The following is a 16,504-nucleotide window of genomic DNA, read 5'->3' on the forward strand; positions in this document are numbered from 1 at the left end:
AGATTAAAAATTAAAGATTAAAACATAATTAACGGAGGAACTCTCCCGTTTATCATTTGCTTATCTTATTCTTGTATTCTTTCGATACGTCTAATCAGCTCGTTTCCAAGAGCTGTTTTATCTTCAATATGTTTCAAGACGGCAGTCACAAAGGTATTGCTTTCGAAATCACCGCGTACTTGCTCAAAATCCTGCTTCATTTCGTCGTGGGAGCCGTCAGCACCAAATCCGGTCATGGAAGACAACGAAAATTCTTTCTTGGCATCCTCATATACCATCTTATCCAATCCGACAACAGCTTGCTGCCACGCTTTCACGATACCGATGATATCTTGTGCTGTAATCGTTTCCGGATTCAGGCCGTAGAATTCCTGAATCTTATGATAAGCCCATGTCCATTCATAGGTATAATAATTCTCGTGCATTTCTGCAAAGCTTGCATTGATGGATTTCAAACGGTTGACCGTTCCTTTCTCAATACCATCCAGTAATCGGTCGATCTCACTCTTGGGAGCAATCAGTCCGGAAACATCCACCCATTCGCCAAGCCCGATTTCCGTATCAGGTTTCAGTCGTTGACGGATTTCTTCATTGCTTTGGAAGTTAATGCCTTCCAATCGTTTAATGATGGAGTTCCCCAAGAACTTGTGAATGGCGATTTCATAAAAACGAATTCCGTTGTTCAGAGAGGAGTTCTTGATTTTAGCACTCTGGTAGGAGTAAATTTCTGAAGTTTCACCGGATACACGTTTCAGTTCTTTCAAAATGGAACGTCCTTTAAACATTTTCTGAATGGTATAAGGACTCAACAGGTTATAATTGATATAATCCAGCCGATTCGGATCTTTTCGTTTATCACGCTTCGGCCATTTCTGTGCGTCACGGATAGTACCTACACTTCTCAAGTTAACTCCCGGAACCAGATAAGTGGTATTACGCTGCTCTATCAGGTAAGAGAAAGGAAGATTGGAAGTATCGGCATGATTGACATGACGTCCCATTACCAAAGAGAAAGCCCCGACACGTGCCGGCCACAAGATATATGAATCGGAAGTGGTCTTCGCTCCTCTTTCCATCGTTCCCTGATGGATAGGACCTAACTTATACATGTGATTACTCTGATTGGACCCTGAACCCGCATTCATAAACGAGAACATACCGGCAATCAATAAAGTAGATTTATGGTGTGTCACCGTGAAAGGACCTGCAAAAATAGCACATGCCTCACCGTTCTCTCCCTGACAATTACTGAAGAATAAAGAATCGGAAGCGGAATAATTGTGTCCCAGTTTACAGGATTGTCCGACGAAACAACGAGTCAACATCGTGCCGTCATCCACTTTAGAGCCGGAAGAGATGATAAAGTCATCACAAATTACACCGTGTCCGATATGTACAGGTGCCGTCACGTTGCTATTGACGCTACCATTGGATAAGCGGCAAGTCCCACAGATATGACAGTAATCGCCAATGCGGACATTCTTAATCGAACCTGTATTGAGAATCATCACATGATTGCCAATACTGCCGACAGCAGAAGCATGTTTGTTGGAATAGTAATCCGCAATAGATTTCATGCGGTTTATCAACTCGGGACGATGGCGGTACAGTGCAAGTATATATGCCTGGTGCGCAGACAGTTTATCGTTCATCAACACCTCACGGCCTCCTGTTTCATTCAAGACAGCCACTTCCACTCCATTGCCGAAAGTGCTCAACCGATCCACTAAGATAATATCTACATTCTCAATGAAGGTGTCACTACCAATTTCATAATTGGCAATATAGTTCTGGATATTCTCAATACAACAGTTATCGCCCACCGATACATTATGCAACGTCACATGACGCAATCCCGAATGTTTCTTAATGCCCCCCGGCAATGTAAATTCTGCTTCGAATACCCCCAGTTTCACTTCACCCGAGAAACGGGTATGATGGACGTACTCACAATTAAACCCCTCTGCCACTGATACATTTCCCCAATCATCGGCCAGACACGACTGGCTCTTCAACTGAAGTACCTCATCTTCAGTCAATCTACGATAGTCTTTCATTATAATAATGTGTTAATGTGCAATATGCCGATGTGCCAATTGGCTACACGTACTGCATCGGAATTGGCACAACAGCACATTAGCATATTGATTAATTATTCCTCTTCTTCTTCGTAGGTCTGATAAAGAAAATCGTTATAGGGATATTTCTGAACGTGTAATTCTTTCACTCGCTGATAAACTACATTTTTCAGTTCGTCTATATTGATTCGTTCGCGGGCGGAAATAAAGAGACAGTTGTCCTCCATCTTTGCCATCCACGTCTTCATCAGTTCTTCGAGTGTTAAGTTTTCCTTTGTTCGGGGGGTAAGGTCGTCCGGCGCTTTCTCCACGTAGGTGTAAGCGTCTATTTTGTTAAATACAAGTATCATGGGTTTGCCACTGCCACCAATCTCTGCCAGTGTTTTGTTCACCACTTCAATCTGTTCCTCAAATCCGGGGTGGGAAATATCGACTACGTGTACAAGCAGATCCGCTTCACGCACCTCATCCAATGTTGATTTGAAAGATTCTACCAGATCGGTAGGCAACTTACGAATAAACCCTACCGTATCCGACAACAGGAACGGTAGATTATCGATAATCACTTTGCGTACAGTGGTATCCAACGTTGCGAACAGTTTGTTTTCTGCAAACACTTCGCTCTTTGAGAGAAGGTTCATCATGGTTGATTTTCCCACATTGGTGTAACCAACCAGTGCAACACGTATCATACGTCCGCGATTCTTACGCTGGGTAGCTTTCTGTTTGTCAATGTCTGCCAGACGTTCTTTCAGCAATGACATACGGTTCAGGATGATACGACGGTCCATCTCGAGCTGTGTTTCACCCGGACCACGAAGTCCCACGGAACCTTTACCACCACCGGCACCGGAACCACCTCCCTGGCGTTCCAAGTGAGTCCAGAGTCGCTGCAAACGTGGCAACATATATTTATACTGTGCCAGTTCTACCTGTGTCTTCGCATTCGCAGTCTGTGCACGCATGGCAAATATATCAAGAATCAGTGAAGTACGGTCCAGTATCTTCACTTTCAGTTCAGCTTCAATATTACGAATCTGTTTCGCAGAAAGTTCGTCATCAAAGATGACCATTCCTACTTCACGTTCTGCTTCCTCTTCGTCATGGATATATTGTCTGATTTCTTCCAACTTTCCTTTTCCAACATAAGTCACAGAGTTGGCCGTCGGCAACTTCTGTGTAAATCGTTTCACTACTTCCGCCCCAGCCGTCTCGGCAAGGAAAGCCAATTCATCCAGATACTCGTTTGTCTTACGCTCATCCTGCGTTTGTGTGATGAGTCCTACAAGCACTGCTGTTTCTACTTTGGCTTCGGATATTACAAATTCTTTCATTCTTTACTTTTATTATATATAATAATGTGGGCGCAAATATAACAAAAAAAAAGAGGACAATGTTTTATTGTCCTCTTTTTCGTATCATTCAGGATTTAAAATATCCTATATTATTCTTCCATTGCACCTGCTATATCATAATCGAGAGTTGCCGTTACACCTTCCACTTTGTTTTTCGCAACGTTATTCTCATAATAGAAGACATCATAAGTAAAGACGTACGCGCCTTCGCTTGTTTTCTCTGCAGATTTCACGTTCATGTAATAAGGTGCTTTCGTAGTCTTATCCACTACACCGGTGTTAATCTTCTCTGGATTATAAGCATCACCTACAGATAACATACCTGCAACATCATAATTCTCATCCAACAGGAACTGTAAATGTCCTGTAGCTGTAGATGCCGTTCCGGCAGCAGAATAAAGAGCTTTGATTCTGAATAATTGATTTCCATCCTCATCTTCATAGTCGGAAGCAAACTCAAGAGGTGCTAAAATTCCAGCACCATACCAGCCAGCTTCCAGCACAACAGGCTGATCTATCTTTACCCAAGCATAATCCTTAGACACAGATACAACCGTTGAAGAAGTTCCGGATGCATAAGGATGATCTTTTCCTTCTCCCAGTGACAGTGTCAACTTATAAACTTCCTGAAATTTGCATTTATTACTAAGTCTCAATTCCACAGTTGCTTTAGATTCACCTTTTGCAAATAAAAACACAGTCGGTACATCTGTAAATTTCACACCATCAATTTCCGAGCAGGATTTTACTGTTACAGGAACAGATACCGCTTCTTTTGTATTCACGCGATTCAACGTCAGTTGGTATGTATCCTCATCCGGGTGTACTACAATTGAAGTCGTAGCAGCAGTAAAGTTTGCACCTAAAGCATTTTCATCTGCCTGCGGGCTCGTCACTTCAGTATCTTCATAGTCGCTACAGCTTACAAAAGACAAAGCCGGAACGATTAATAAATATAATAAGAACTTATTTAGTTTCATATGATTCAAATTATTAATAGAATTATTACTTATCCTCTACAGGTTTCGGAGTCGTTGATGTTGGATTCTGATCGGCTGCTGACAAAGCCTGGTTTGCCTGAATTTCAGCTTGAGGAATAGGCCACAACAAAATCGGATCAGTCGGAGCAATATTAAAGATCATATTATCGTTCGGGAATCCTGCTCCACGACGGTCAACACCTTTATTCAAACGCATCAAATCAAACCAGTTTAACCCCTCACCCCAAAGTTCAATACGACGTTGCAAGAATACTTCTTCCTGAATATCAGAGCTGTTAACTACATATTTTTCATTACGATATTTCTTAATAAAATCCACCAAGGTCTTCTCGCCATCTTTTCCAGACATAGCCTCTGCTTCCGCCTTAATCAGATACATCTCTTCAACACGCATCAAAGGAATATCATTCGCATTAATAGAAGTCTCAAGAACATTATTATAAGGAGCAAATTTCACTTGAGTATAAGCTTTATAACCGTAACCTGTTACCATAGCCTGCTGGGAAGGAGATAGATTCTTAGATTTCAAGTCTCCACCGATCCACCAGCCTTTTCTAACATCATCGCCCGGTATCTTGTCATATAAATCTTTGTTAATCTGAAGTCCACCGGAGAAGTTTGCATATCCAAAATTCAAAGATCCCATGTGAGACGGCCAGTTCACAATACCGGAAGATACAATTTCATCCGTTTCATTGACAATGATACCCCACATCCAGTTCTTTTCGCTAACAGTCCAGAACGCAGGCTTATTGACATCCGTCATGTCAGCCGGAGCAAGTCCCTCATTGGCAGCAGCCTCTATTGCATTACCTGCAGCAGTAGCTGCCTGCGCATATTCATGCATAGACAAATAAACACGAGCTTGTAATCCATAAGCAACGGCAAGGCTGATATAGCGTTTGTCCTTTCTTTCTTCTCCTGCACTCTCTGCTTTTTTAAGCAAATCTACAGCAGTAGTCAGGTCTGTTGTAATCTGTGTATATACATCTTGAACAGTAGAGCGAGGACAACCGTTATCAGCAGCAGCTTCCATATTTTTATCAGTAATCAACGGTACACAAGGTTTGCTCTCGTTACCCTTATAGTTGAATTGATAAAGTTGTGCCAATACCCAATATGAGAAAGCGCGTGCGCTCAATCCCTGTGACAAGAAGTATTGTTCTGTTGCATCCGAGGTAGCAGGATCAATCTCCTTGACAACATTATTGGCTGCATAAATGATGGCATACATATCATTCCATACAATCTGACATTCGAGTGATGTCTGGGAACGGTCGGTATAATCAAGCTCCCCTGTCATCCAGTTGTAACCGTTATCATCAGTCACCACATCATTACCATTTACATCGGTAAATAACATGACACTAGGATAACCAAAGTCATTATGACGTTCAAGCTGTAATGCACCTTTATTCGGTGTCATCAAACTAAATTGTGCAAAAATCGCATTAACACGTGCCTCTACCTTGGTAGGGTCTATCTTCCCAATCTCATCTTTCTGATTCGAAGTTACGATATTGCCTTCGGGCAATGTATCCATGTCTTCGCAACCTGTGAAAGCAAAAGAAGATAATAAAAGAGAAGCAAAAATATATTTTGTTTTCATATTAAGTTCTTGATTTGTAGTTCAATTAAAATGTAAGACTAATACCTCCCGAAATCGTACGAATAGGAGTATAAAGTGCTGTTGTAGCCGAAATATAGCTCTGACGCGGGTCAAGACCTTTACGTGCAGAGATCAAAGCAACATTATCAGCAGTGAAGTATACACGTACTTTGTCAAGCATGACTTTCTTCACCAGTTGTTGCGGCAGAGTATATCCTACAGTAATATTGTTGATACTCAAATAGTCAGAGCTTGTCAACCAACGAGTGGATGCAGAGTTTGTATATTTATCACCTGCATTCAGACGAGGAATATTGGAAGTCGGATTTTCCGGTGTCCAGGCATTGTATATGTCTTTGTGCCAGTTCCATCCTGCACTGCTTGAAGCACCTCCGTGCATCAGACGTCTGTAACCGGTATCATAGATTTTACCGCCCAACTGATAAGACAACTGAATAGAAGCGTCGAATCCGTAAGCTTCAAATGTTGTTCCCAAACCACCGTAGACAGTAGGCATCATATCATCAGTAGCTACTTTATAATTTTCAGCTGTTGAATATTCCGGTGTTTTAATTGCATTGCCATTATCATCCTTTGCCCAGTACAAGGCTTCTCCGGTTTTTTCATCCACGCCTGCGTAATCAACCAGATACATACGGTACATAGATTCTCCCTCTTCATAGATACGGTCACTATCAATCAGTTTTCCGTTCAAGTCAGGATGCAGTTTATTAATCTTATTCTTAACGAATGTTGCATTCAGGTTCACACTCCAATTAAATTTCTTATTGGCCATGATCTGATAATTCAAATCAATTTCAACACCAGAGTTTGTCATAGAACCAACATTCATCGGAACTGCTGTATATCCCAAGCTACCGGCTGTCGGTCTATTGTAAAGCATATCTTTTGATTTGCGGCCAAAGTATTCAATACTACCATTCAACTTATTGTTGAACAGACCAAAATCGGCACCGATATTATATGAAGTAGAAGTTTCCCAAGTAATATCCGGGTTACCTTTATATAATAATGTACCATCGGCAAATGTACCATTAGCACCAGTCATCTTATATTGATCCAACCAAGGATAGTAGTTCTTTTCCAGAAGAACGCCCGGGTAAAGAATATCATCATTACCTTGCTGGCCGAAAGAAGCTTTGAATTTCAACATATTCACCCATGTAATATCTTCCATGAAGCTTTCACGAGTCAACATCCATGCCACACTTGCAGACCAGAAGTTACCCCAACGATTCTCCGGAGCAAAACGAGAAGAAGCATCACGACGATAAGAAACGTTTCCAAAATAGGTATCATTATATGAATAGTTCACACGACCAAAGAAACCTTTTGTTGAGTACAAGTCCTTTTTGCCACCTATCGTGAATTTATCAATCACATTACCCAAATAGAAGCTTTCCGGATTATACAGATTCTGTCCACTACCTTCCAACAGTGTATATTCATAGGAATAACCATCATAACCGGCTGTTACATCGAAGTGATGTACATCTTTAAGTGCAAATTGATAATTTGCAACATACTGCTGGTCAAATCCATAAGTACGAATAGCAGCCTGATAAGCAGTACCACCATAAGAAGCAGACTGTCCCATATATGCATTACCCATTTCATTTTGACGGGTATTGTCGATATTCAAACCGTAGCGTGCAGATATTGTCAAACCTGTGATAGGAGTTATCTCTGCAAACCAGTTAGCGTTTATTACATCACTCAAATATTCTCTTTTGTTATAAATCAAGTCACCGGAAGGGTTAGCGATTGACATGAAAGAACGAGAGAAATTTGTACTCTGTCCATCTCCATAGTCATACACTTTACGTCCGTTGTTCAATAGAATCTGCTTGTCAGCACCACGAACATACAAAGGATAGATAGGTGCCATATTGTTTGCTATATAGAAGGCGTTTCCTGAAGAAGCGGTAGCATTTGCATCCTGATCTCCCGGGTAGCGGCTCTCTGTATTGACATAACTAACATTAGCTCCAATTTTCAACCAGCTATACAACTTATAATCTCCCTTAAAACGACCATTAAGACGTTTGAAACCTGAACCGGAAATGACTCCCTGGTCATCCAAGTATCCGAAAGCGAAATAATAAGTTCCTTTATCACTACCACCGGATGCACTCAGGTTATATTCCTGACGAAGATTATTCTGGAAAGTTTCATCTGCCCAATTATCCGGAGTATAGTAATATTGACCGTCAGAGTAACCCAAAGTAGCATTCGGATTCAGTTTACCATTGGAACCAACCAATAACTCACCCGGAGCCGTTGTATATACCTGATATCCCAAACCACCGGAAGCTTCGGACGGAAGAATCTTATTTGCTCTGATATTAGCATCTTCAGGAGAGTATCCCAAGCTTATCTGAGAATTATAAATTGACTGATAGGCAGTTTCAATATAATTTTTCGGGCTAGTCATTACATCATATGTCTTAATTGCCCGTGAGTTAGCACCCCATTTAGCATCGAAGTTAATACGAGCTTTACCGGAGGTACCTCTTTTAGTAGTAATCATAATAATACCGTTGGCACCACGAGCACCATACAATGCAGTAGAAGCAGCATCTTTTAATACTGTCATCGTTTCAATATCAGCAGAGTTTATAGAAGACAAATCTCCATCATAGGGAACTCCATCCACTACATATAAAGGTTCCATACCTGCATTGATTGACCCAACACCACGGATACGAACTTTGGCAGACTCGCCCGGCTGACCATTATCACTCAAAATCTGTACACCGGCTACTGCACCAGCCAACGCATTAGATACATTGGAAACTTGACGCTTTTCAATCTTATCAGCTTTCATCACGGAAGCAGATCCGGTAAAAGTTCCTTTGGTAGAAGTACCGTAAGCTGTAACAATCACCTCATCAAGCACCTCTGTATCAGACTTTAAGACGATTTTCAGTTTAGGTTTAATAGCCACTTCCTGCGTTTGCATACCGATGTACGAAATCTGCAAAGTCTTTGCAGAACTAAATATTTTATATCTTATTGATTATCAATAATGTAATGTCTTGCATTTAGCTGTGGGGAGCTTTTTCTTTTCTTAATTAATGATACATATATACTTAATTATTAGATAATTAAATAAATTCGTTATTATTACCAGTCTATATATGTAATACTTAATCTCTACCCAAAAAAGATGTAATCATCTGATAATAAACGTGATATTTATTTAGTAAGGGAATACTATATGAAGAAAATTGTAACAAACTAATTCAGACTAATATTCAAATGTTGATTATTAGTCAAAGTAAATATGGCGTTCATTGAAATTTCGCAAGCGAGTTATTGTTTCTTACGTAAAACTACTTATGTATATATTTATAAATAATAAGACCTGCAATTTCGATTAATTCTAAAATTGCAGGTCTCATCTATTTATTTAAAACTTATCCTTATATGGAGGCAATATTAAAAAATGTTTTATCGAGGTAGATTATTACTCCATCCCTCTGTTTGTATAACTCCAAAACCTGAATTGACTTCAAAAGAAGGTATTGGGTACACAAATTTTGCGATGTTGAAATTAGTGTACGATCCATCTGCTACACTAATAATTTTGCCTAATCTTCTTGCATCAAAGAAGCGATGTCCTTCTTGAACCAGTTCTAATTTTCTTTCTTTATCAATGGCATCAATAACCGTTTGATCCTCTGCTATTTCATTGTCATCCAAATCTGGATTTCTTTTGGCAGCTACTTCCAATAGTTTTTCTTTAGCTTTTCCATAATCAGGAGTTGACTGTTTTGCATATGCTTCTGCCTGTATTAAATACATTTCAGGCAGTCTGAAAACCGGCAAGTTAGAAATCTGATTATTGGTTGTGATACCACGCATTTTTCCACCAGTCCACGTACCGCCAAGAAGTGCCAGACGAATATCATTAGATGAATATTCTGCTATTGTTGCGCTGTTAATAGACAAACCGTATTTATTCCATAAAGTATTCAGAGCATTAGCAGACAAATAATCATCTTCGGCTTTTGCTATAAAGAAAATGTCTTCTGTCGAAACAGCCAATGTCGTGTACATATTCTTATAGTCTTCTTTGGTTGATACAATTGTACCACCACTTAGGGTTATTGCCTCTTGAGCCGCCGTAATAGCCCCTTCGTAATTTTTCATATAGAGTTTTACGCGAGCTTCAAGTGCAGCAACTGCAGCCGTATTCATATATTGTTTACCTACATTTTCAACACCTTCTTTAGCATAATATTCTTTAGCCTTCGTTATATCATCAAGAATCAGGCTATAATTTTGTTCTACACTGACTCTTGACACCTGTGAATAGGCAGGGATGGGTTCAGTAACGTTTACGATACCTAATGTCGTTTTGTTGGCTTCCGAATATGGCAAACCAAACATGTTAGTCAAATAGAAAGAGCAGAGGGCTTTAATTGCATAGGCTTGAGCGATGCATCCTTCCACTTCTGACAGATCCCCCTTTGTTACTTCTTTAAATGAAGCACCTTCTTTAATGATACGTGCACAACGGTCGATAGCCCAATATCCGTATGCCCATATTTCTTCTATGTATGAATTAGTATCCAGTATCTGATAGCGGAAGATGTCATAGAAATGAGACGTTGCAACGGAATGTGAAGTGATATCCGTTGGCGCATCTCCAATTGCTAATACATCACGTCCCAGAAAACGATATGAACCTAATGTGTAATATACACCATTTAGAGCATTCTGAAAATCTTGGGTAGTAACCAAGGCTTCTTCTGTCGGAACAGAAGTTGATGGCGTTTCTGTCAAGAAGTCATCGCATGCGGTGAATGAAATTGCCATCCAACCGGTTAATAAAGCAAATAATATTTTCTTCATTGTCATAAATTTCTAAAGTTATTTTTTAGAAGCTAAGATTAAGACCGAACATGATATTTCTAGGTACAGGATATGCCCAAGACTGCATACCAGTAGATCTAGTTTGTGGATCAAATCCTATAAAATCTTTAGCAGTGATAGTGAACAAATTGTCAGCAGAGATATAAACTCTTAAATTGTCAATAGCCACTTTATTCATAAGGTTCTTCGGAAGAGTATATCCTAAAACCATGGATTTCATTCTTAAATAAGAACCGTTCATTAAGAAACGGCTGGAATTAGTTTCTGCTCCCGAGTTGTCTCCAGCTACAAATTTGGGTACGTCGGTTATATCTCCCGGCTTTTGCCAGCGGTTGTCATAAACATAGTTAGATACCGGACCTAAGAAATAATGTCCAACCTGCATATCAAATGCAAATCCGGAGTTATATACTTTATTTCCCAAGGTGAAACTGGTATCAAAAGAGAAGTCAAAACCTTTGTATTTGAAATTCATTCCAAAGCCACCATAAAATTTAGGATCGGCAGAACCTACAATTCGCTGACCGGCCTCATTTACATTTTTTGTTTTCTCATCCCCTTCTTGTCCTTTATACCACATTGCTTCTCCTGTTTCAGGATCCACTCCTGCATATTCCGGCATATAGAATGTATTATACGCCTCGCCAACTTTTCTGATAGTTAGAGTATTTTCAATTGGTTTTTCTGTGGCAAGTTTTATGATTTTATTTTTATTTGCCGTACCAGTGAAACGAACATCCCAACTGAAATCCTTATTTCTAAGTACGTTAGCGTTAATCAAGAATTCTATACCTTTGTTTTCCATCTCACCTACATTTTTTAGGATAGACCCGAATCCTGTTGTGTAAGAAAGTGGTACATCAAATATCATATCTTTTGTCCGTTGGTTATAATAGTCTACTTCGAGTGTCAGTCTTTCGAAGAAAACAGCATGGATACCGATATCGGCTTTTGCAACAGTCTCCCATTTTAGATCCGGATTGGCTATTTGGTAAGGAATAGCTCCTGGTTTACCATTATAAGAATATCCATAATTATATAATCCCATTGCTGCATAATAACCAATATCCTGATTACCTACAGTTCCATAACTACCTCTGATAGTCAAATCTGTCAACCAACTTTTGGTATTTTCCATAAAGCTTTCGTTAGAGATGCGGTATTTTGCTCCTATAGACCAGAAAGGAGCCCATTTGTTGTTTACACCAAATCTTGACGAGCCGTCATAACGGAAACTGCCTGACAGATAATATTTATCATTCAAGTTATATTCTGCATTCATAAAGAATGAAGAAAGAGTGCTTGCTTTGGTTGAAGATCCCGCCCCTGTTGGTTTGGAAGCATTGTCCAATTCAAAAACAGCATCACTAGGATATCCACTGGCAGCTGCATAAATTGTTCTATAAGATATTTTCTGTGCTTCTTGTCCCAACAATACATTCAAATGATGCATGTCTTTGAAAGTGCGGTTGAAGTTTATGGTATTGGTAATGGTCAAGGTTGTTGCCCTTTCCTGGTTTCTTTGACCAAGCATACCGCTACCGGAATATTGAGGATTATAAATTGAACTGTAAAAGAACTCGTCTAAGTCAATCAAACTCAATCCTGCATTTGTCTTCCATGTTAAGCCATCAATAATATTATAAGTAAAATATGGATTCACAACCAATGTAATCTGCTTTTGATTGCGTTTATCACCTTTTTCTTTATCGTTAATAGCTACAGGATTATAATTAACATTTGTATTATATGTTCCGTCTTCATTGCGTACCTGTTCAAACGGACGGATGTCATATACTGCTACAATAGGATTAGTATATTGGCTTTCAGTCATAGTGTTGTTTATATCGGAGAGTGCTCCATTCACGGAAAGTCCATATCCTATCCGCCCGCTTTTTCCATCTAAACTGATACGTCCGCTATAGCGTTTCATTCCAGTTCCGATTACGATACCTGTATTCTGAAAATATCCTCCACTAATATAATAGCGCAAATTTTCATTCCCGCCTTGAGCACTGATATCATATTCTTGCGAAAAACCATTTTGCAGAATCTCCTTCAGCCAATCCACACTCTTGATATTTTGCGTCAAGTCCACATTATACCAATCCATAACATAGGCATTCAGCCATTCAGCAGAAGTCATGCCATCCTCACCGTCATATCCTGCATTTGTTAGTCCTTCGGTCCAGATCTCTTTGTATTTATCCAGATTTGTTGTACGATAATTATGATCTATCTTACCTACAAAACTAGTTCCGACTTTTGCATTCACATTAAAACGCGCTTTTCCCAGACTACCTTTTTTAGTAGTAACTACAATTACTCCATTCGCTGCACGAGCTCCATAAATAGCTGTAGCTGTAGCATCTTTCAAAACTGTGATGGACTCAATGTCGTTAGGATTGATATTAGCCATTGGACTTGCCGCCATATCTCCTGTTCCGGCTTTGTTATAAGCCCCCATTTTGTCTGTATAAATGGCAATACCATCAATTACATATAAAGGTTCAGTTCCGGAGTTCATTGAACCGACCCCACGAATAGTAGTAGAAGCATATGCACCAGGTTGTCCAGTCAAGCTATTTACTTGTAAACCAGCTACTGATCCTTCCAAAGACTTCATAAAGTTTGCATCTGTTTTTTTCATCAAGTCCTTGTTATCCACCGTTTGGGCAGATCCCGTAAATGCCGCTTTTTTAGTTACCCCATATCCGGTTACCACAACCTCATCTATTAGCTGTGCATCAGATTTGAGAACCACTCGCAAATTGGGCTTTATCGCCACTTCCTGCGTTTGCATACCGATGTACGAAATCTGCAAAGTCTTTGCAGAACTTGGTACATTCGACAAATTAAAATTACCATCTACATCTGTGATTGTACCCAGAGTGGTACCTTTTACCAACACAGAAGCGCCAACAACTGGCTGCCCGTCTTCTTCAGAAATCACAACGCCTGTGACCTTTTGAGTCTGGGCAGTTACTAGGCCTATGCCCACAAAAAGGCATGCCAATAACAGCATTAATTTTCTTTTCATAAATTCTCTCTTAAAGTTTAACTTTACATTATTTGTATCTTTACTCTAACAATTTGCAAATATATTAATAAAACTGAAACTAGCAATTATATTAATAAAAAAAGGTTGCAAATATAACATTTTGTTATTTTACAAGCTGTATTTATGCCGATAAGCATATTTTTTTCAATCAAAAGCGTTGATTCCTAAAATAGCAATTGACACTTTGTATGAGCAAAATGCATCTTTTAATATTTCTTTTACTCGTTTTTAGTCATAAAACACCTTTAAAAGCCATTCTTTTTGCTTTTTTCGTAAAAAAGCGAATAAAAAAGTGGCATTTAATTTAAAGTTTTGTGAATATACAGTTATTTGAAGATTTATTTTTTAGAGATATTAATGCTTATTCGCCTCTGATATAGCACAGAATTACGTCTAATTTGTTCTATTATTAATTAAAAAATGAAAGTATGGAAAAGATCAGTTACAACCTTGTGTTTAACAGAAAGAAGAGATTGAATAAAAGAGGAATGGCATTAGTTCAGGTAGAAGCCTACCTGAACAGGAAAAAGATGTATTTCTCCACCAAAATATATCTCAAACCGGAACAGTGGGATGCCAAACGAAAAATGGTGAAGAATCATCCTAATGCGAATGTTTTGAATCGTATGTTATATGAAAATATAGCAGCTATTGAGCAAACAGAACTTGGACTATGGCAACAGGGAAAGTCCATATCGTTAGATTTATTAAAAAATTCTATTGATAAACCTCTAAGCAACGGAAGGTCGTTTTTGACTTTTTTTAAAGAGGAGATAGCCAATTCTTCTTTGAAAGAAAGTACCCGTCAGAATCACCTTTCCACGCTTGAATTACTTCAGGAATTCAAGAAAGAGGTATTATTTACTGATTTGACATTTGAGTTTGTGTCTTCATTTGATAATTACCTGCAATCTAAAGGTTATCACCTTAATACTATTGCTAAGCACATGAAGCATCTGAAACGATATATTAATGTTGCAATAAATAAGGAGTATATGGATATACAGAAGTATGCCTTTAGAAAATATAAAATTAAAAGTATAGAAGGAAGCCATACACACTTAGCTCCGGAAGAGTTACACAAATTTGAGAATTTGCAACTGACTGGAAGATATACGAGACTGCAAAAAACAAAAGATGCTTTTTTATTTTGTTGTTATGCAGGATTACGATATTCTGATTTCACTAATCTGACCTCTGCAAATATTGTTGAGTTCCATCAGGAGACTTGGATAATATACAAATCTGTCAAAACAGGTATGGAGGTACGCCTTCCTTTATATTTATTATTTGAGGGTAAAGGAATCCAGATATTGCAACGCTATAAAGATGACCTCAATAGTTTTTTCAAGTTGAAAGACAATTCTAATATTAATAAGGAATTAAACATATTGGCAGGCTTGGCTAAAATTGATAAACGTGTATCGTTTCACACCGCCCGTCATACAAATGCTACCTTATTATTATATAATGGTGCCAATATAACTACTGTACAAAAACTGTTAGGACATAAAAGTGTGAAGACCACGCAGGTATATGCGAATATAATGGATATTACAGTGGTGCGTGATCTTGAGAAAACTGCCTCATCAAAAAATAGTAATAAGCACAAAAACTAAACGAAAGTGTTCTGTTTTTAAGATTTGGTTATAGAAATGGAAGGTATAATTTTCTCTAATAGAAGAAAGTGTGTATAATAAATGAAAGAATATGCAATATAAGTTCCGAAAACGCATATACATAATCTAAATATACACCATTATTACGAATATTATCACTCGTCCCATTTAAAGGAATAAAGCGTTCCTTTAAAAGGAACGAGTCATTGGTCGTAGAGAAGCTTTTGTTTTCTTTAAAAGGAAAGGATTAAAAGCTAATTTATAAACCTGACAGCCTCTAATAGCTATTAAAATCCGGTATTTTGGGTTCTTTCATTTTAGCATCAGACAAATGATAAATACTTCTTTTTACATAATTAGATGTAATTACACAATCTCTTTGATACAGAAAAAGCATATAACTATTCAATATGAATATTCATCAATCATATTCTCTGCGATTTTGGAGAAGATTTGAATCTACCCCTGCATATTTTAAAATATGCAGTAATAAAATATGCATTTTTTCATCTGGAGTTTTTCTTTTTCGTAGATTATCGTTTGCTAATGAATATATTATTATAGTCAATAATTATTGGATATAATTTAGAACAAGACAACCATCTTCAACAGTTAAGATGGAAATAAGTTTTAGCTTATATCATATAAGATAAGAACTTAAATGATTAATTAATAGACGGTTATGTCTTATTTTTGATAGAAATCTGGTATCATAAATCAGCAAATTAATATGTTTGATAGGTGTTTAATATATTGATAATCTGCATAATAACCACAACAAAAGATTTATTGCCGAAGGAAAGTAAACATCGTATATTTTATTAGTAATCAGCATATTATAGTTGTATTTAGTTCTGCAAAGACTTTGCAGATTTCGTA

At 38.3% G+C, this 16,504-nt stretch carries 8 protein-coding genes; 1 reads left to right on the forward strand and 7 read right to left on the reverse strand.

All coding sequences use genetic code 11. The features are described from left to right. Window positions 1–65: 65 nt before the first annotated feature. The 7 genes from DXB58_RS07805 to DXB58_RS07835 all read right to left on the reverse strand — a co-directional run bounded on the left by DXB58_RS07805 (window position 66) and on the right by DXB58_RS07835 (window position 13,985). On the reverse strand, window positions 66–2,057 hold the full coding sequence (locus DXB58_RS07805) for a DUF4954 family protein (RefSeq protein ID WP_122136451.1): 1,992 nt from the start codon (window positions 2,055–2,057) through the stop codon (window positions 66–68). Between the two features lie 95 nt (window positions 2,058–2,152). After that, window positions 2,153–3,412: a GTPase HflX gene (gene hflX, locus DXB58_RS07810; RefSeq protein ID WP_122136452.1), complete on the reverse strand. Its 1,260-nt coding sequence runs from the start codon at window positions 3,410–3,412 to the stop codon at window positions 2,153–2,155. 110 nt (window positions 3,413–3,522) lie between these two features. Continuing rightward, entirely contained in the window at window positions 3,523–4,413 is an 891-nt protein-coding gene (locus DXB58_RS07815; RefSeq protein WP_122136453.1) for a hypothetical protein, read from the reverse strand. Window positions 4,414–4,438: 25 nt separating this feature from the next. Then, a complete protein-coding gene (locus DXB58_RS07820) occupies window positions 4,439–6,043 on the reverse strand; it encodes a RagB/SusD family nutrient uptake outer membrane protein (RefSeq protein WP_117934395.1) in 1,605 nt (534 codons plus the stop codon). A 25-nt stretch (window positions 6,044–6,068) separates the two neighbouring features. Then, entirely contained in the window at window positions 6,069–9,026 is a 2,958-nt protein-coding gene (locus DXB58_RS07825; protein ID WP_117971427.1) for a SusC/RagA family TonB-linked outer membrane protein, read from the reverse strand. 491 nt (window positions 9,027–9,517) lie between these two features. Next, complete coding sequence (locus tag DXB58_RS07830; protein ID WP_122136454.1) at window positions 9,518–10,930, reverse strand: RagB/SusD family nutrient uptake outer membrane protein; 1,413 nt, start codon at window positions 10,928–10,930, stop codon at window positions 9,518–9,520. 19 nt (window positions 10,931–10,949) lie between these two features. Beyond that, window positions 10,950–13,985 (reverse strand): TonB-dependent receptor, encoded by a 3,036-nt coding sequence (locus DXB58_RS07835; protein WP_122136455.1) that lies wholly within the window; start codon window positions 13,983–13,985, stop codon window positions 10,950–10,952. Window positions 13,986–14,434: 449 nt separating this feature from the next. Here DXB58_RS07835 and DXB58_RS07840 point away from each other — a divergent pair, with 449 nt between their 5' ends. Beyond that, a complete protein-coding gene (locus DXB58_RS07840; protein WP_122136456.1) occupies window positions 14,435–15,625 on the forward strand; it encodes a site-specific integrase in 1,191 nt (396 codons plus the stop codon). Window positions 15,626–16,504 lie beyond the last annotated feature (879 nt).

The organism is Bacteroides sp. OM05-10AA (assembly GCF_003439055.1).
Lineage (GTDB): Bacteria > Bacteroidota > Bacteroidia > Bacteroidales > Bacteroidaceae > Bacteroides > Bacteroides intestinigallinarum.

Coding starts and splice junctions, on each gene's coding strand:
- hflX (WP_122136452.1), bottom strand. CDS start 3,412: ATGAAAGAATTTGTAATATCCGAAGCCAAAGTAGAAACAGCAGTGCTT.
- DXB58_RS07835 (WP_122136455.1), bottom strand. CDS start 13,985: ATGAAAAGAAAATTAATGCTGTTATTGGCATGCCTTTTTGTGGGCATA.
- DXB58_RS07820 (WP_117934395.1), bottom strand. CDS start 6,043: ATGAAAACAAAATATATTTTTGCTTCTCTTTTATTATCTTCTTTTGCT.
- DXB58_RS07825 (WP_117971427.1), bottom strand. CDS start 9,026: ATGCAAACGCAGGAAGTGGCTATTAAACCTAAACTGAAAATCGTCTTA.
- DXB58_RS07840 (WP_122136456.1), top strand. CDS start 14,435: ATGGAAAAGATCAGTTACAACCTTGTGTTTAACAGAAAGAAGAGATTG.
- DXB58_RS07830 (WP_122136454.1), bottom strand. CDS start 10,930: ATGACAATGAAGAAAATATTATTTGCTTTATTAACCGGTTGGATGGCA.
- DXB58_RS07815 (WP_122136453.1), bottom strand. CDS start 4,413: ATGAAACTAAATAAGTTCTTATTATATTTATTAATCGTTCCGGCTTTG.
- DXB58_RS07805 (WP_122136451.1), bottom strand. CDS start 2,057: ATGAAAGACTATCGTAGATTGACTGAAGATGAGGTACTTCAGTTGAAG.